The organism is Micromonospora sp. LHW51205 (assembly GCF_003315815.1).
Classification (GTDB): domain Bacteria; phylum Actinomycetota; class Actinomycetes; order Mycobacteriales; family Micromonosporaceae; genus Micromonospora; species Micromonospora chalcea.
In genome coordinates this window covers 270,398-287,432 of the sequence record NZ_QMEZ01000004.1, presented here as the reverse complement: position 1 = coordinate 287,432, position 17,035 = coordinate 270,398, and the positions used below count along the sequence as shown (strand labels likewise).

General features: G+C 73.0%; 13 protein-coding genes. 6 read left to right on the top strand and 7 right to left on the bottom strand.

What is annotated here, in order from left to right:
* Window positions 1-77 precede the first annotated feature (77 nt).
* Both yaaA and DQE82_RS17300 read right to left on the bottom strand, forming a co-directional pair.
* Window positions 78-881 (bottom strand): peroxide stress protein YaaA, encoded by an 804-nt coding sequence (gene yaaA, locus DQE82_RS17305; RefSeq protein WP_084789663.1) that lies wholly within the window; start codon window positions 879-881, stop codon window positions 78-80.
* A gap of 16 nt (window positions 882-897) precedes the next feature.
* Complete coding sequence (locus DQE82_RS17300) at window positions 898-2,502, bottom strand: hypothetical protein (RefSeq protein ID WP_113973211.1); 1,605 nt, start codon at window positions 2,500-2,502, stop codon at window positions 898-900.
* A 119-nt stretch (window positions 2,503-2,621) separates the two neighbouring features.
* Between DQE82_RS17300 and DQE82_RS17295 the strand changes: the two genes are divergently transcribed.
* Complete coding sequence (locus tag DQE82_RS17295; protein WP_043330371.1) at window positions 2,622-3,662, top strand: App1 family protein; 1,041 nt, start codon at window positions 2,622-2,624, stop codon at window positions 3,660-3,662.
* Window positions 3,663-3,741: 79 nt separating this feature from the next.
* On the opposite strand, the gene glgB is transcribed toward DQE82_RS17295, so the two are convergent.
* The 4 genes from glgB to glgA form a co-directional block, all read right to left on the bottom strand.
* The gene (glgB, locus tag DQE82_RS17290) at window positions 3,742-5,856 is read right to left on the bottom strand and encodes a 1,4-alpha-glucan branching protein GlgB (protein ID WP_113973210.1); all 2,115 of its coding nucleotides are present in this window, start codon (window positions 5,854-5,856) and stop codon (window positions 3,742-3,744) included.
* Window positions 5,844-7,940 (bottom strand): alpha-1,4-glucan--maltose-1-phosphate maltosyltransferase, encoded by a 2,097-nt coding sequence (locus DQE82_RS17285; RefSeq protein ID WP_113973209.1) that lies wholly within the window; start codon window positions 7,938-7,940, stop codon window positions 5,844-5,846. The genes glgB and DQE82_RS17285 overlap by 13 nt, the downstream gene beginning before the upstream one ends.
* A 297-nt stretch (window positions 7,941-8,237) precedes the next feature.
* A complete protein-coding gene (locus tag DQE82_RS17280) occupies window positions 8,238-8,966 on the bottom strand; it encodes a class I SAM-dependent methyltransferase (protein ID WP_064447488.1) in 729 nt (242 codons plus the stop codon).
* An 89-nt stretch (window positions 8,967-9,055) separates the two neighbouring features.
* The gene (gene glgA, locus DQE82_RS17275) at window positions 9,056-10,249 is read right to left on the bottom strand and encodes a glycogen synthase (RefSeq protein ID WP_113973208.1); all 1,194 of its coding nucleotides are present in this window, start codon (window positions 10,247-10,249) and stop codon (window positions 9,056-9,058) included.
* Window positions 10,250-10,343: 94 nt separating this feature from the next.
* Between glgA and glgC the strand changes: the two genes are divergently transcribed.
* Both glgC and pgm read left to right on the top strand, forming a co-directional pair.
* Entirely contained in the window at window positions 10,344-11,576 is a 1,233-nt protein-coding gene (gene glgC / locus DQE82_RS17270) for a glucose-1-phosphate adenylyltransferase (RefSeq protein WP_043325096.1), read from the top strand.
* Window positions 11,577-11,609: 33 nt separating this feature from the next.
* Window positions 11,610-13,253 carry a phosphoglucomutase (alpha-D-glucose-1,6-bisphosphate-dependent) gene (gene pgm / locus DQE82_RS17265; protein ID WP_113973207.1) on the top strand — a complete coding sequence of 548 codons (1,644 nt, stop codon included), beginning with the start codon at window positions 11,610-11,612 and terminating at the stop codon, window positions 13,251-13,253.
* A gap of 3 nt (window positions 13,254-13,256) precedes the next feature.
* On the opposite strand, the gene DQE82_RS17260 is transcribed toward pgm, so the two are convergent.
* The gene (locus tag DQE82_RS17260; RefSeq protein WP_043325094.1) at window positions 13,257-14,186 is read right to left on the bottom strand and encodes an NAD(+)/NADH kinase; all 930 of its coding nucleotides are present in this window, start codon (window positions 14,184-14,186) and stop codon (window positions 13,257-13,259) included.
* Between the two features lie 148 nt (window positions 14,187-14,334).
* Between DQE82_RS17260 and DQE82_RS17255 the strand changes: the two genes are divergently transcribed.
* From DQE82_RS17255 to DQE82_RS17245, 3 genes are read left to right on the top strand one after another with little or no spacing between them, the layout of a single operon-like run.
* Window positions 14,335-15,063, top strand: coding sequence for a sugar phosphate nucleotidyltransferase (locus tag DQE82_RS17255; protein WP_069089945.1), 729 nt, complete (start codon window positions 14,335-14,337; stop codon window positions 15,061-15,063).
* Window positions 15,060-15,956 (top strand): NAD(P)-dependent oxidoreductase, encoded by an 897-nt coding sequence (locus tag DQE82_RS17250; protein WP_113973206.1) that lies wholly within the window; start codon window positions 15,060-15,062, stop codon window positions 15,954-15,956. The genes DQE82_RS17255 and DQE82_RS17250 overlap by 4 nt, the downstream gene beginning before the upstream one ends.
* Window positions 15,957-16,005: 49 nt before the next feature.
* A complete protein-coding gene (locus tag DQE82_RS17245) occupies window positions 16,006-17,013 on the top strand; it encodes an SDR family NAD(P)-dependent oxidoreductase (RefSeq protein WP_069089944.1) in 1,008 nt (335 codons plus the stop codon).
* Window positions 17,014-17,035: the final 22 nt, after the last annotated feature.

Here is a 17,035-nt window from a genome sequence, read left to right as displayed (position 1 = left end):
TCTACCGTTGCCGCCAACGGCCGGGTCGGGAACCGATGCGGCCGAGCCTTGAGCAAAATTTGCGGGAAGCCCGCCGGTCAGAGTTCGGTGACCACCAGGTCGACCTGCCGGGGCCGCCCGGCCGCCCGGGGTGCCTCCTCGACCGTGTACTTCAGCTCCCGCAGCGCCCCCACCAGCGCGTCTGCGGTACGCGGCCGGGCGTCGGCGAGCAGCAGATCCCGTACCAGCCGGCCCTTCGTCGCCTTGTTGAAGTGGCTCACCACCGACCGGGTCGGCGTGCCGTCCACGGTCCGCTCGTGCAGCACCCGCACCGTGACCGTGCGTTCGGCGAGCGCGCCGCGCGGCGTCCAGGTGGCCGCGTACGCGCCGGAGCGCAGGTCCAGCACCGGGCCGCGTCCGGCGGCGGGCTCCAGCACCGGCCCGAGCGCGCCACGCCAGTACGCCGACAGCGCCCCGAGCCCGGGCAGCCGCGCCCCGATCGGGCAGCGGTACGGCGGGATCCGGTCGGCGAGGCGCACCGCGCCCCACAGCCCGGAGCTGATCAGCACCTGGCGGCGGGCCGCCCGCTGCGCGTCGGGCGGCAGTGTGTCCAGGCCCAGCGCCTCGTAGAGCACCCCGGTGTAGAGCCGCCCGGCCGGGGCGGTCGCCGCCTCCCGCAGCCGGGCGTTGCGGCGCAGTTCGCCGCGCTGCCCCTCGGTGAGGCCCAGCGCGGCCAGGGCCGCCGTCTCGTCCGGCCCGGCGCACAGGTCGACGAGCGCGGTCAGCACCGCCTCCCGGGCCGGGTTCAGCTCGGTCAGGGACAGCCGGGACAGGTCCAGCCGGCGGCCGGTGCCGGCCTCGGCCTTCCCCTCCGACGGGGGCAGCAGGATGAGCACCGGCACAGCGTACGGGCCGGGCTCAGCGCCACGGCCGCACGGCACGGTCGGGGTGGTACACGCGACTGCCGCCCACCTCGGCCACCACCGCCGCGTCGGCGCGGTCACCAAGCAGCCGCCGCAGTGTGCGCTCGGCGGGGGAGCCGACGTCCAGCACGTACCCGGGCCGTTGCGCGCGCGCCACCCGCTGCCAGTACGCCGGATAGCGGTTCTGCCCCGGCGTGAGCGCCCCGTCGAGCACACCGCAGGCGACCGTCTCCCCGGTGTTGAAGATCAGCCGGTTGCAGGTCCAGTAGTCCCCGTACACCTCGCGCAGACCGGCCTCCCGCACCGTGTCGGCCAGGCGGCGGGCCGTGCGCTCCTCGTCCCGTACGCCCGGCACGCCGGGCAGGAACGCCACGGTCCCGGCGACCGTGGCGGCGGTCAGCCCGGCCAGCACCACGGCCGCCGTGGCGCCGCCGAGCCGGGCGGCCGGACCGGCGGTTCTGCGCAGCGCGTGCGCGGCGGCCAGCCAGAGCGGCCACAGCACGGCCGGCAGCGAGATCTGCAGCACCGACAGGTACCTGGAGTTGCCGAGTGGGTCGGTCGCGGCGAGCGGGCTGCGCACGTACGCCAGCAGGGTCAACGCCGCGCCCACTACCAGCGCGAGGATCGCCGCGGCCCGGACCCGCGCGGCGTGGTCGGCGGCCCGGCGGTACGCGACCAGCCCGAGCGCCGCGGCGGCCACCAGCAGCACCGGGTAGAGCACGCCGAACCACTGCGCCCAGCGCGCGCAGCCGTCCATCGGGCACAGGCCGGACGCCAGCGGCACCCCCTCCAGCAGCCCGCCGCGCAGCCGTTCGGCCAGCGACGGCGCGACGCCCTCCTTGGTGCTGATCTCCCGGAACACCGACAGCGAGTCCTGCCCGGCCGGCGCGACGATGTTGTCCTTCACCACCGGCGCGATCCCGGCGGCGAAGCCCGCCACCAGCAGCACGCCCGGCCAGCCGATCAGCTCCCGGGGCATGGCCAGGACCAGCACCACGCCCGCCACCAGCAGGTACGGCGCGATCAGCCAGTCCGACCAGAGCGCCAGCCCGGCGAGCAGCCCGAACGCGCCGGTGGCCAGCCAGCGGTGCCGGACCCGCTCCTCGCCGAGCGCGACCGCGAGCAGCAGCATCGCCAGCACCGCCGGCTTCACCTCGGGACGGCCGCCGACCACTGTGAGCTGGTCGCGGACCACCCGCTCCGAGCCGAGCGCCAGCAGGCCCACCACGACGACCGCCAGCCAGGGGGAGAACAGGCGGCGGGTCAGCCGGTACGCCAGCCACAGGAACACCGCGAACAGCGCGAGCAGCGGCAGCCGCAGCACCGGCCAGCTCGGCCCGGCCCAGCCGACCAGCGGCGCGGCCAGGTAGGACTCCAGCACGCCCATGTAGCGCTGGCCGTAGAGGAAGACCGGCCGCTCACCGCGCTCGGCGATGTGCAGCGCGGCCAGGCCGAACGTGGCCTCGTCGCTGTTCGACGCGGGCACCGTGAGCAGCGTCAGCACCAGGCGGTAGCCGACTCCGGCCACACCGAGCAGCAACGCCACCAGCGCCGCCGCGTCCGGACGCGGCCGCACCCGGTCCCGCTTCGTCGTCGACACGACCAACGCCCCCGTCGTCGCCCCGACCGCAGTCTGTCACGGCGGAACGCGGCTCCGAGGGCCGATCGGTGTGGATCACTCGCGTGGCCGGGCCCGGCCGGGTGTGGCAGTGTTGCAGCGTGCCACCCACACCACCGGACCAGCTTGCCGTACCGCGACTGCACCGCGCCGCGCGCTTCGAGGACGCCGTGCACGGCCTGGTCGAGCGCCGGTTGCGGCGCACCGGGTGGCAGCCCAACATCATCGCGTACGCGGGCTACGGCGCCCCGGGCTGGGCGCGGGTGCTCTGCCGGGTACTGCTGGGCCGCCCGGACACCCGGCGGCGGGGCCGCCTGGACAAGGTGCGGGGCTGGCGCAGCTTCGCCACGCTGCCCGCCAAGCACATCCGGGTGACCATCGAGGCCGACGGCGTGCGCCAGGAGGTGACCGCCGACCGCAGCGGGTTCGTCGACACCGTGATCGAGGCCGACTTCACCCCCGGCTGGGGCTGCGTACGCCTCAGCGTCGCCGACGCCGAACCGGTGGAGGCGCTGGTCCGCGTGCTCGACCCGGCCGTCCGGTTCGGCATCCTCTCCGACATCGACGACACCGTCATGGTGACCGCGCTGCCCCGGCCGCTGCTGGCCGCGTGGAACACGTTCGTGCTGGACGAGCACGCCCGCACGGCGGTGCCGGGCATGGCGGTGCTGTACGAGCGGCTGGCCACCGCCCACCCGGGCGCGCCGGTGTTCTACCTGTCCACCGGCGCCTGGAACGTCGCGCCGACGCTGACCCGGTTCCTGTCCCGGCACCTCTACCCGGCCGGGCCACTGCTGCTCACCGACTGGGGGCCGACCGCGGACCGGTGGTTCCGCAGCGGCCGGGAACACAAGCGGGCCACGCTGGCCCGGCTGTCCCGCGAGTTCCCCGAGGTGCGGTGGCTGCTGATCGGCGACGACGGGCAGCACGACCCGGAGATCTACCGGGAGTTCGCCGCCGCGCACCCGGACCACGTCGCCGGGGTGGCGATCCGGCAGCTGTCGCCGACCCAGTCGGTGCTGGCGGGCAGCCTGCCCGCCCCCGCCGGACGGCCGTCGTCCGGCCCGGTCGGCCAGAAGTGGCTGAGCGCCCCCGACGGCGCCGGCCTCTGGAAGCTCCTCCGAGAAGCCGACCTGGTCTGACGCTTCTCTTCAGCGTCGATCATGAAGTTGACGGCCTTGTGGATCTCCTGGAGTGCCGCCAACTTCATGATCAACGGGGTCAGGCCGAGGGTTGACGCGGGGTCAGCCAGAGAACGCCCAGCGGCGGGACCCGCAGGGAGACCGACGCGGGCAGGCCGTGCCACGGCACGTTCTCCGCGTGCACCTCGCCCAGGTTGCCCACCCCGGACCCGCCGTAATGGTGGGCGTCGGTGTTCAGCGCCTCGGCCCACGTACCGGCCGCGGGCAGGCCGATCCGGTAGTCCTCCAGCGGCAGCGCGGAGAAGTTCGCCACGCACACCAGCGTCTGCCCGTCCGGGGCGATCCGGATGAACGACACCGCGTTGTTGGCCACGTCGTCCCCGGCGATCCAGCGGAAACCGGCCGGGTCGGTGTCCTGCGCCCAGAGCGCCGGGCTGGCCCGGTAGACCCGGTTCAGGTCGGCGACCAGCCGCTGCACGCCCGCCCGGGCCGGGTCGTGGGTGAGGTACCAGTCGAGGCCGCGCTCCTCGCTCCACTCCCTGTCGTCGGCCAGCTCGCAGCCCATGAAGAGCAACTGCTTGCCCGGATGCGCCCACATGTACGCCAGCAGCGCCCGCACGGTGGCCAGCCGCTGCCAGGTGTCGCCGGGCATCTTGCCGGCGAGCGAGCCCTTGCCGTGCACCACCTCGTCGTGGCTGATCGGCAGCACGTAGTTCTCGCTCCACGCGTACGCCAGGGAGAACGTGAGCTGATGGTGGTGGTGCTGCCGGTAGATCGGGTTCTTCGAGGTGTAGAGCAGGGTGTCGTGCATCCAGCCCATGTTCCACTTGAACCCGAAACCGAGCCCGCCCTCGGAGGTGGGCTTCGTGACGCCGGGCCAGGCGGTGGACTCCTCGGCGATCATCAGCACGCCCGGGTGGTGCCGGTAGACGGTGGCGTTGACCTCCTGGAGGAACGCGATCGCCTCCAGGTTCTCCCGGCCGCCGTGCACGTTCGGCGCCCACTGCCCGTCGGAACGGGAGTAGTCCAGGTAGAGCATCGAGGCCACCGCGTCCACGCGCAGCCCGTCGATGTGGAACTCGTCCAGCCAGTACAGCGCGTTGGCGACCAGGAAGTTGCGGACCTCGTTGCGGCCGAAGTCGAAGACGTACGTGCCCCAGTCGGGGTGCTCGCCGCGACGCGGGTCGGGGTGCTCGTACAGCGGGGTGCCGTCGAAACGCGCGAGGGCCCACTCGTCCTTCGGGAAGTGCGCCGGCACCCAGTCCAGGAGCACGCCGATGCCGGCGGCGTGCAGCCGGTCCACCAGGTGGCGGAAGTCGTCCGGGTCGCCGAACCGGGCGGTGGGCGCGTAGTAGCCGGTGACCTGGTAACCCCACGAGCCGCCGAACGGGTGCTCCATCACCGGCAGGAACTCCACGTGGGTGAAGCCCATCTCCAGCACGTACGCGGTGAGCTGCTCGGCCAGCTCCCGGTAGCCGAGGCCGGGCCGCCACGAGCCCAGGTGCACCTCGTACACGCTCATCGGCTCCTGGTGCGGCGCCTGCCGCGACCGGCGCGCGAGCCAGTCCGCGTCGCCCCACTCGTACCGTGACTCGTGCACCACCGACGCGGTGGCCGGCGGCACCTCGGTGCGCGCGGCCATCGGGTCGGCCTTGTCCCGCCACCTGCCGTCGGCGCCCAGGATGCGGTACTTGTAGCGGGTGCCCACCGGCAGGCCGGGCACGAAGATCTCCCACACGCCGCTGGACCCGAGCGACCGCATCGGCCAGCCGTCGTCCGGCGCCCAGCCGGTCACGTCGCCGATCAGCCGCACCGCGCGGGCGTTGGGCGCCCAGACGGTGAACGCGACGCCCTCGTCGAACACGCGGGCGCCGAGCGCCGCCCAGAGCCGCTCGTGCCGGCCCTCGCCGATCAGGTGCAGGTCGAGGTCGCCGAGCGTGGGCGGATAACGGTACGGGTCGTCGTGCGTCGTGCCGTCCACCTCGACCCGGTAGTCGAGCACCTCGCCGGGGAGCACCGCCTCGAAGACACCGGCGTCGTGCACCCGCTTCATCGGGTGCGCCTCGCCGGCGACGAGCAGCGTCACCTCGCCGGCGCCGCGGCGCAGCGTCCGGATCGTGGTGCTCCCGCCGGCCGGGTGCGCGCCGAGCACGGCGTGCGGGTCGTGTACCTCGCCGGTGATCAGCTGGTCCATCGGGCGTCGTCCTTGTCGGCCGGTGCGGTCGGGGCGGTGCCGCCGGAGAGGTCGGCGGGTACGTCTTCGACTGTCAGGTCTGGTGCGGCCGGCCGCTCCGGTTCGGCGGGGGCCGGTGCGGCCGGGCGGCGCACGGTGAGCACGTGCGCCGGTTGCAGGTACGGGTCGAGGCGTACCGCGTTGCGCTGCCCCCAGTCGTACTCGGCGCCGGTCAGCTCGTCGCGCACGGTGAACCGCTCGTGCCAGTCCAGCCCGAGCGCCGGCATGTCAAGCGTGGTGTTGCCCCACTGCACCTCGCGGGAGTCGAACGAGCAGACCACGATCACCGTGTTGCCGGTCTGGAGGTCGTGCTTCGACCAGCACAGCAGCGCCGGGTTGTCGATGTCGTGGAACCGCAGGTTGCGCAGCTGGTGCAGGGCGGGGTTGTCCCGGCGTACCCGGTTCAGCGTGGTGATGAACGGCGCCAGCGACCGGCCCTGCGCCAGCGCGGCGTCCCAGTCCCGGGGCCGCAGCTCGTACTTCTCGTTGTCCAGGTACTCCTCGGCGCCCGGCCGGGCCACGTGCTCGAACAGCTCGAACCCGGCGTACATGCCCCACGAGGGGGACAGCAGCGCGGCCAGCACCGCCCGGATCTTGAACATCGGCGGGCCGCCGTGCTGCAACGACGAGTGCAGGATGTCCGGCGTGTTCGGCCAGAAGTTCGGCCGCATCCAGTCCACCGAGGCGACCAGCTCCTCGCAGTACTCCCGCATCTCGGCCGCCGTCGTGCGCCAGGTGAAATAGGTGTACGACTGGGTGAAACCGATCTTGCCGAGCCCGTGCATGATCGCCGGCCGGGTGAACGCCTCGGCCAGGAACAGCACGTCCGGGTCGACCTTCTTGACCTCGGCGATCAGCCAGTGCCAGAAGTCGAACGGCTTGGTGTGCGGGTTGTCCACCCGGAAGATCCGGATGCCCTCGCCGACCCAGTGCAGCACCACCCGCAGCACCTCGGCCCGGATGCCCTCGGGGTCGTTGTCGAAGTTCAGCGGATAGATGTCCTGGTACTTCTTCGGCGGGTTCTCCGCGTACGCGATGCTGCCGTCGGCGCGGGTGGTAAACCACTCCGGGTGCTCGGTGACCCACGGGTGGTCCGGCGCGCACTGCAACGCCAGGTCCATCGCCACCTCCAGCCCCTGGTCGGCGGCGGCAGCGACGAAGTCGCGGAAGTCCTCCGGCGTACCCAGGTCGGGGTGGATGGCGTCGTGGCCGCCCTCGGCCGCGCCGATCGCCCACGGCGAGCCCACGTCGTCCGGCCCGGCGGTGAGCGCGTTGTTGCGGCCCTTGCGGTTGACCCGGCCGATCGGGTGGATCGGCGGCAGGTAGAGCACGTCGAAACCCATCGCCGCGACACCCGGCAGCCGCTCCATGGCGGTGGCGAACGTGCCGGAACGGGCGGGCGCGTCGACGGTGGCCGGGACCGCGCCCTCGGAGCGGGGGAAGAACTCGTACCAGGCGGAGAAGAGCGCCCGGGGCCGGTCCACCCACAGCGTGCGCTCCTCGCCGGTGGTGACCAGCTCACGGACCGGGTGCTCCCAGAGCAGGTCGGCCAGGTCCAGCGCCGCGCTCACCCGCCGCGGCAGGTCCAGGCCGTCGTCGGCCAGGGCCCGCGCGGCTTCGCGTACGCGATCCCGGTCGGCCTTCGGCACCAGCTCCAGCGCGGCGGTCAGCACCCGTACGCCCTCGGCCAGGTCGTTCGCCAGCTCGGCCGCGCCCTGGCCGGCGGCGAGCTTCTTGGTGACCGCGTTCTGCCAGGTTAAGTACGGATCCTGGAACGCCTCCACGGCGAAGCGCCACAGGCCAACCGCGTCCGGGCGGATGGTGGCGTGCCAGCGGTCCTGGCCGGGTTCGCCCGGGCGCATCCGGGTGAACGGGCGGGCCGCGCCGTCCGGGCCGAGCCAGACCACGTTGCACCCGAGCGCGTCGTGGCCCTCGCGGTAGGCCCGCGCCGACACCGGCACGACCTCGCCGACCACCGCCTTGGCCGGGTAGCGACCGCAGGAGACGACGGGGGAGACGTCTTCGATCGGGAACCGTCCAGTCACCCGCTCAACCTACTGCGCGAGATCCTCTCGCGCTCGGCGACTTCACCTGAGCCCTCAACCCGCTCACGAGGGCGTCGAGTTCGTGCCGGTGAGGCACCCGTGCCGTTCCACCGAACGAGCGTGGGCTGCGGTGAGTGGAACGCTATGGGTGTCAAAAGGGCGCTGAGGCACCCATGGCGTTCCACCGAACGGGTGGCGGACTTCCGGCGGCCGGCCCCGTGCCACGAACGGCCTCTTTCCGCGCCTCGGGCACAGGGTCGGCGGGCTGCGGGCGCTCTGGCCCGCCGACGGCGACGTTCAGGTCGACCGCTGGGCGACGAAGACGAACTCCCGGCCGGCGCGGTCGGGCGCGTCCCGCACGTCGAGCACCCGGTAGCCGGCGGCCGCCAGGCTCGCCTCGACCTCGTCCCGGTCGCGGAACCGCAGCGTCGAGTCCGACGTGACGACGGCGCCGTCGGCCGGGAACCGGTACGTGAACCGGAAGGACACGAACGGCAGGTCCACAGCGGTGACCTCGAGACGTCGTTCCACCGGCCCGACGCCCGGCACGTCCCGGGTCACCGGCGCGGTGTCCGCCGCCCACTCCTCCCACGCGCGGCGCTCGGGACGCCGCGTCTCGAACACGAGATGCCCGCCGGGCCGCAGCGCCGCGTGGACGCCCCGCAGGGTGCGCGCCCAGTCGTCGTCGGCGCAGAACACCTGCGCCACGTTGCCGGTCATCACGGCCAGGTCGGCGCGCAGCGGTGGCAGCGTCGTGGCGTCGCCGTGCACCCAGCGCACGCGGCCTTCGCGGTCCTTCGACCGGGCGACGGCGAGGGACGCCCTGGCCGGGTCGACCCCCACGACGGTACGGCCGTGCCGGGCGAGCAGCAGGACCAGGTTCCCGGTGCCGCAGCCGAGGTCGAGCACCACGCGCGCGTCCAGCTCGTCGGCGATCGCGAGGTACGCGTCCAGGTCGTCCCGGTCGCCGTCGAACGCGTCGTAGACCGGCGCGAGCCGAGGATGGGCGAAGATCGCATCCGGCATCCGGGGACTGTATCCGCCGCCGACCGCGAGGGGCGGGCTGTTGAGAAGGTGCCCTTCCTCTACCGCAGGCGTTAAGAAGGGGCCCTTCCTTACACGCCCACGGAGCGGTACACCTCGATCGTCTGCTCGGCGATCGACTGCCAGGAGAAGTGCTCCACGGCCCGCCGCCGCCCCGCCGCCCCGAACGCGGCGATCCGCTCCGGGTCGGCCAGCAGCTCGTTCATGCGCGCGGCCAGGTCGGCCACGAAACGCTCCGGGTCCAGCGGCGTGCCGGAGCCGTCGCCGGCCTGCTCGATCGGCACCAGCAGCCCGGTCTCGCCGTCTGCCACCACCTCCGGGATGCCGCCCGTGGCGGTCGCCACCACCGCCGTCTCGCAGGCCATCGCCTCCAGGTTGACGATGCCCATCGGCTCGTACACGGACGGGCAGACGAAGATCGTGGCGTGCGTGAGCACCTGGATCACCTCGTGCTTGGGCAGCATCGCCGCCACCCAGACGACCCCCGACCGCTTCGCGCGCAGCTCGGCGGCCAGCTCCTCGACCTCCGCGCCGATCTCCGGCGTGTCAGGTGCGCCGGCCAGCAGCACCAGCTGGACGTCGGCGGGCAGCTCGCGGGCGGCGCGCAGCAGGTACGGCAGGCCCTTCTGCTTGGTGATCCGCCCGACGTAGACCACGCTGGGCCGGGACGGGTCGATGCCGAGCCGGTCGAGCACGTCGGTGTTCCGGTCCGGGGCGTACTGCGCGGTGTCGATGCCGTTGTAGACCACGCGGACCCGGTCCGGGTTAACCGCCGGGTACGCGGTGAGCACGTCGCGGCGCATCCCCGCGCTCACCGCGATGATCGCGTCGGCGGCCTCGAACGCGGTCCGCTCACACCAGGAGGAGAGCGCGTACCCGCCGCCGAGCTGCTCGGCCTTCCACGGGCGCAGCGGCTCCAGACTGTGCGCGGTGACCACGTGCGGCACCCCGTGCAGCAGCTTCGCGGTGTGCCCGGCCAGGTTGGCGTACCAGGTGTGGCTGTGCACCACGTCGGTGCCGGCCGTGCCGGCGGCCATCTCCAGGTCGACGCCCATGACCCGCAGCGCGGCGTTCGCGCCGGCCAACGCGGCCGGCTCCGCGTACGCGGTGACGCCGGGCTCGTCGCGCGGCGCGCCGAAGCAGTGCACCCGCACGTCGGCGAGCCGGCGCAGCTCGCGGGCGAGGTATTCCACGTGCACGCCGGCGCCGCCGTACACCTCCGGCGGGTACTCGCGGGTGAGCAGGTCGACGCGCATCGGTGCCATGCCCGCACCCTAGTGCAGAGCGGCGTGTCGCACGCGGTGCGCAAGTGTGGGCGTCCGAGTGGTGAAGTCGGTTCCGGGTCGTTAGCGTCTGAGCATGGCTGCCAAGGTGCTCGCGATCGTCCTGGCCGGCGGGGAGGGCAAGCGCCTGATGCCCCTGACGACCGACCGGGCGAAGCCCGCCGTCCCCTTCGGCGGGATGTACCGCATGGTCGACTTCGTCCTGTCCAACCTGGCGAACGCCGGCTTCCTCAAGATCGTCGTGCTGACCCAGTACAAGTCGCACTCGCTGGACCGGCACATCACCAAGACCTGGCGGATGTCGACGCTGCTCGGCAACTACGTCACGCCGGTGCCGGCGCAGCAGCGCCGCGGCCCGTGGTGGTTCGCCGGCTCGGCCGACGCGATCTACCAGAGCTTCAACCTGATCAACGACGAGCAGCCCGACTACGTGATCGTCTTCGGCGCCGACCACATCTACCGGATGGACCCCCGGCAGATGGTCGACGACCACATCGCCTCCGGCGCCGGGGTGACGGTGGCCGGCATCCGGCAGCCGCTGTCGATGGCCGACCAGTTCGGCGTGATCGAGGTCGGCGAGGACGGCAAGCGCATCCGCGCGTTCCGGGAGAAGCCCACCGACGCGGTGGGGCTGCCCGACGCGCCGGACCAGATCTACGCCTCGATGGGCAACTACGTGTTCACCACGAAGGCGCTGTGCGAGGCGGTCGAGCGCGACGCGGCGGACAAGACCAGCAAGCACGACATGGGCGGCAGCATCATCCCGATGCTGGTCGAGCGCGGCGAGGCGAACGTCTACGACTTCAAGGACAACGAGGTGCCGGGCAGCACCGACCGGGACCGCGGCTACTGGCGGGACGTGGGGACGCTCGACTCGTTCTACGACGCGCACATGGATCTGATCAACGTGCACCCGGTGTTCAACCTCTACAACTTCGAGTGGCCGATCTACACCGAGCAGCCGCCGTACCCGCCGGCCAAGTTCGTGCACGCCTGGGGCGAGCGGGTCGGCCGCGCGGTCAGCTCGATGGTGTCGCCCGGCTCGGTGATCTCCGGCTCGCTGGTGGAGAACTCGATCGTGTCGCCGAAGGTGAAGGTCCACTCGTGGGCGCACGTCGACGGCGCCGTGCTGATGGAGGGTGTCCAGATCGGCCGCCACGCGGTCGTCCGGCGCGCGATCCTGGACAAGAACGTCCACGTCCCGGAGGGCGCCGAGATCGGCGTCGACCTGGAGAAGGACCGCCAGCGCTACACCGTGTCCGACAACGGCATCGTCGTGATCGGCAAGGGCCAGCGCGTCGAGCCCTGAGCAGCACCACCGCAACCCGAGGAGGATCCCGCAGTGGCCCACCCCCGTGCCGGCCAGCCCGCGCAGCCCGACGATCTGGTCGACGTGCCCCGGCTGGTCACCGCCTACTACGCCGAGCACCCGGACCCGGACGACCCGGCGCAGCAGGTCTCCTTCGGCACCTCCGGGCACCGCGGGTCCAGCCTGCGCCACGCGTTCAACTCCGACCACATCCTCGCCGTCACCCAGGCGCTCTGCGACTACCGGCGCGAGCAGGGCCTCGACGGGCCGCTGTTCCTCGGCCGGGACACCCACGCGCTGTCCGCGCCGGCCGAGGCCGACGCGCTGGAGGTGCTCGCCGCCAACGAGGTCACGGTGCTGCGCGACAGCCGCGACGGCTACACCCCGACGCCCGCCGTCTCGCACGCCATCCTCACCCACAACCGGGGCCGGACCAGCGGCCTCGCCGACGGCATCGTGATCACCCCGTCGCACAACCCGCCGTCCGACGGCGGGTTCAAGTACAACCCCACCCACGGCGGGCCCGCCGACACCGACGCCACCAAGTGGATCCAGGACCGCGCGAACGCGATCCTCGCCGCCGGGCTCAAGGAGGTGAGACGCATCCCGTACGCGCGGGCGCGCGCCGCCGACACCACCAGGGGGTACGACTTCCTCGCCCGGTACGTCGACGACCTGCCCGCCGCGCTGGACATCGACGCGATCCGCGACGCCGGAGTGCGCATCGGCGCGGACCCGATGGGCGGGGCGAGCGTGGCGTACTGGGGGGAGATCGCCGACCGGCACCGCCTCGACCTGACGGTGATCAACCCGCTCGTGGACCCGACGTGGCGGTTCATGACGCTCGACGGCGACGGCAAGATCCGGATGGACTGCTCGTCGCCGAACGCGATGGCCTCGCTGATCGCCGCCCGCGACGACTACGCGGTCTCCACCGGCAACGACGCCGACGCCGACCGGCACGGCATCGTCACGCCCGACGGCGGCCTGATGAACCCCAACCACTACCTGGCCGTCGCGATCGGCCACCTGTTCCGTACCCGGGAGCAGTGGGGCCCGGCCGCGGCGGTGGGCAAGACGCTCGTCTCCTCCTCGATGATCGACCGGGTCGCGGCCGACCTCGGCCGCCCGCTGCTGGAGGTCCCGGTCGGGTTCAAGTGGTTCGTGCCCGGCCTGCTCGACGGCGCCGTCGGCTTCGGCGGCGAGGAGAGCGCCGGCGCGTCGTTCCTGCGCCGCGACGGCGGCACCTGGACCACCGACAAGGACGGCATCCTGCTCTGCCTGCTCGCCGCCGAGATCATCGCCACCACCGGGCGTACGCCCAGCGAGCACTGGGCCGAGCTGGCCGACCGCTTCGGCGCGCCCGCGTACGCCCGCATCGACGCCCCGGCCGGGCGCGAGGAGAAGGCGGTCCTGGCCAAGCTGTCGCCGGAGCAGGTCACCGCCACCGAACTGGCCGGTGAGCCGATCACCGCGATCCTCACCACCGCGCCCGGCAACGGCGCCGCGATCGGCGGCCTCAAGGTGACCACCGAGTCGGGCTGGTTCGCCGCCCGCCCGTCCGGCACCGAGGACGTCTACAAGATCTACGCCGAGTCGTTCCAGGGCCCGGAGCACCTGGCCCGGATCCAGGAGGAGGCCAAGGCGCTCGTCGACGGGGTGCTCGGGGCGTCCTGACGGTCACCGGGGCGGGGGCAGCTCCCGGCGGTTGAGCTGCTCCCGCAACCCGTCCGGCAACAGCTCGCGCAGCTGGTCCGGCAGCAGCGGCAGGTCCAACAGGCTCAACTTGAGCTGGTTGCGCTCCTGGTAGCGGCGCGGGTCGAGGCGGACCACCCGGCCGGCGTCCTTGACGTACCGGATGTGCACCGAGCCCTCGGTCGCCGCCTGCCGGATCAGCAGCCCGTCCATCTCCACCGCCACCGGCGCCGAGTCCGCGCGCAGCTCCAGGTGCACCGTCTCGTGCGCGGAGAGCAGCACCGAGCGGGAGATCCCGGCCATCGGCGCGGACGGCGTCACCACCATCGCCTCCGTGGCCGGTGAGATCAACGGCCCGCCCGCGGCGTAGCTGTACGCGGTCGAGCCGGTCGGCGTGCTCACCACCAGCGCGTCGCAGCGGTAGTAGCCGTACCGCTGGCCGTCCACCGCCAGCGTGGCCGTGACGAACCCGGCGCCGGGCTGCCGGACCAGGGCGATGTCGTTGAACGCCACCACGTCGTCACCGCAGACGTCGCAGGCCAGGCAGGCGTGCGACTCGACTGTGAAGTCGTGCTCCACCAGCCGCTCCAGCGCCCGGGGCAGGTCCGGCGGCTCCACCTCGACCAGGAAGCCGACCCGGCCCAGGTGGACGCCGAGCACCGGCTTCGGGTCGCGTACGGCCATCCGCAGCGCGCCCAGCATGGTGCCGTCGCCGCCGATGCTGATCAGCGCGGCGCAGCGGTCGGCCAGCTCGTCCGCGGCGACCGCCTCCACCGCGGCCGGCACGCGCGTACGGTCCTCGGCGCGTACGGCGAGGGTGATCCGGTGCCGGGCCGCCCAGTCCACGATGATCCGCACCACCTCGGAGACGTCCCGGGTGGGGTGCAGCACCAGCCCCAGCACATCTCCCGCCACCGGTACAGCTCATCACAGCGGCGCGCGGCGGCGGGCCCACCCGCGGGCGCGAAGCCGGGGAAACGCCCCCGAACAGGTGATTTCCGTACCCCCGGGTGGGTCCGGTTCGTTGGACGCGAGGTAGGGCGGGGGAACGAGTGGAGAGTCGATGCATGTCGTGATCATGGCGGGCGGCGCGGGAGTACGGCTGCGTCCCTACACCTCCACCCTGCCCAAGCCGCTCGTGCCCATCGGCGAGAGCTACGCGATCCTCGAGATCGTCCTGCGGCAGCTCGCCGATCGCGGCTTCACCCACGTCACCCTGGCGATCAACCACCTGGGCGCGTTGATCCGGGCCTTCGTCGGTGACGGCTCCCGGTTCGGCCTGGCCGTCGACTACGTCGAGGAGGACCGGCCGCTGTCGACCATCGGCCCGCTCTTCGGCATCCGGCACCGCCTGCCCGAGCACTTCCTGGTGATGAACGGCGACGTGCTCACCGACCTCGACTACGCCGACCTCCTGGCCACCCACGCGCGGTCGGGCGCGCCGCTGACGGTGGCCACCTACCGGCGTACCGTCAAGATCGACTTCGGGGTCCTTGAACTGGCCGGCGACAAGATCACATCTTTCTCCGAGAAGCCGGTCCTGCACTACCGGGTGAGCATGGGCGTCTACGGACTCTCCCGCAGCACCATCGCCCGCTACCCGGTCGGGCAGCCGTTCGGGTTCGACCAGCTGGTGCTCGACCTGCTGGGGCGGGGCGAACCACCGGCCGGCTACGAGTTCGACGGCTACTGGCTGGACATCGGCCGCCCCGAGGACTACGACGAGGCCAACCGGTGCTTCGCCGAGGTCCGGGACCTGCTCCTGCCCGCCGGCACCCCGGCCGGGGCATGATGCGCGTACTCCTCTTCGGCGCCTCCGGCTTCATCGGCGCGCACGTACGACGGGAGCTGGCCGCCACGGCGGACCTCACGTGCCCGTCGCGCGACGAGTGCGACCTGGTCACCGCGGCGCCGGAGACGCTGCGTGCGCTGCTCGACACGGTCCGGCCGGATGCGGTGGTCAACTGTGCCGGCGCGGTGAGCGGCACCGCCGAGGACCTCGTCCGGGCCAACACGCTGGTGACCGCCAAGCTGGTCGACGCCGTCGCCGTCGCCGCGCCCCGCGCCCGCCTGGTCCGCCTCGGCTCCGCCGCCGAGTACGGTCCCGTTCCGTTCGGCGCCGCGGCCGCCGAGGACCTGCCAGCGGCGCCGGTCAGTGCCTACGGCGTGAGTCAGGCCGCGGCGACCCGCCTCACGGAGCTGTCGGCCGCAGCCGGCCGGGTGGACGCGGTAGTGCTCCGGGTGTTCAACCCCGTCGGTCCCGGCATGCCCCGCACGACGCTGCTCGGCCGGGTGGCGGCGCTGCTGTCGCGCCTCGCGCCCGGCGAGGACCTGCGCACCGGCCCGCTGGACGCGTACCGGGACTTCGTGGACGTGCGGGACGTGGCCGCCGCGGTCGGGCGGGCGGTGACCGTCACGGCGCCGCGAGCCCGTGTCCTCAACGTGGCGAGCGGCCGGGCGGTGCCCGTGCGCGACGCCGTCCACCTGCTGGTCACGGCGGCCGGCCGGCCGGTCCGCGTCCGGGAGGACCGCCCGCCGTCCCCCCGCTCCGCCGACGTGGGCTGGATGCGCGCCGACGTCGGCCGGGCCGCCTCGGTCCTGGGGTGGACGCCCGAACACGACCTGTACGACTCGGTCGGCGCGCTGTGGAGCCAGGCGGCTCCGGCGGCTGCGCCGGCTCGTTGAGCCGACCCGGTACCGGTACGGCCGGACCGGTGAAGAGGAGGAGCGAATCATGACCGCACAGTCGTCCGACGGGCCGGTGGTGGTGACCGGAGCCGGTGGCTTCATCGGCTCCCACCTGGTGGAGGCCCTCGTCGCCGCGGGCCACCCGGTGCGCGCCCTCGTGCGCTACAACGGCGCCGGATCGCACGGCTGGCTGGACACCTTCGGCCCGGACCAGTTGGCCGGCGTCGAGGTCGTCGCGGGGGACATCCGCGACCGGGGGATGGTGCAGCGGCTTGTCGACGGCGCCTCCACCGTCTATCACCTGGCCGCGCTGGGTGGCATCCCGTACTCGTATCTCGCGCCGCAGTCCTACGTGGACACCAACATCACCGGCACGCTCAACGTGCTGGAGAGCGCGCGGACGGCCGGCGTCGGCCGGGTCGTGGTCACCTCCACGAGCGAGGTGTACGGGACGGCCACCACGGTCCCGATGACCGAGCAGCACCGGTTGCGCGGGCAGTCGCCGTACTCCGCCTCCAAGATCGGCGCGGACAAGCTGGCCGAGAGCTACCACCTCAGTTTCGGCCTGCCGGTGGTCACGCTGCGGCCGTTCAACACGTACGGCCCCCGGCAGTCCACCCGGGCGGTCATCCCCACCATCATCAGCCAGCTGGCGAAGGAGGACGGGGTGATCCGGCTGGGCGCGCTGCGTACCACCCGGGACCTCCTCTACGTGACGGACACCGTGGCCGCGTTCCAGGCCGTCGGCACGGCACCCGACGACGCTGTGGTGGGCGGCGTGTTCCAGGCCGCGACGGGCCGGGAGACCTCGGTCGGCGACCTGGTCCGCAAGATCGCCGCGATGTTCGGCGCCCAGCCGGAGGTGGTGGTCACCGAGTCCCGGCTCCGCCCGGCGGAGTCCGAGGTGGAACGCCTGCTCGGCGACGCCGGCCTGCTCCGGTCGCGGACCGGGTGGCAGCCCGTCACGAGCATCGACGAGGGGCTGAAGGCGACAGTCGAGTGGTTCCTCGATCCGGCCAATCTCGCGCGTTACCGCTCCGACCGGGCGGTGTGACGGGTTCCAAGCTCGGTGCCGC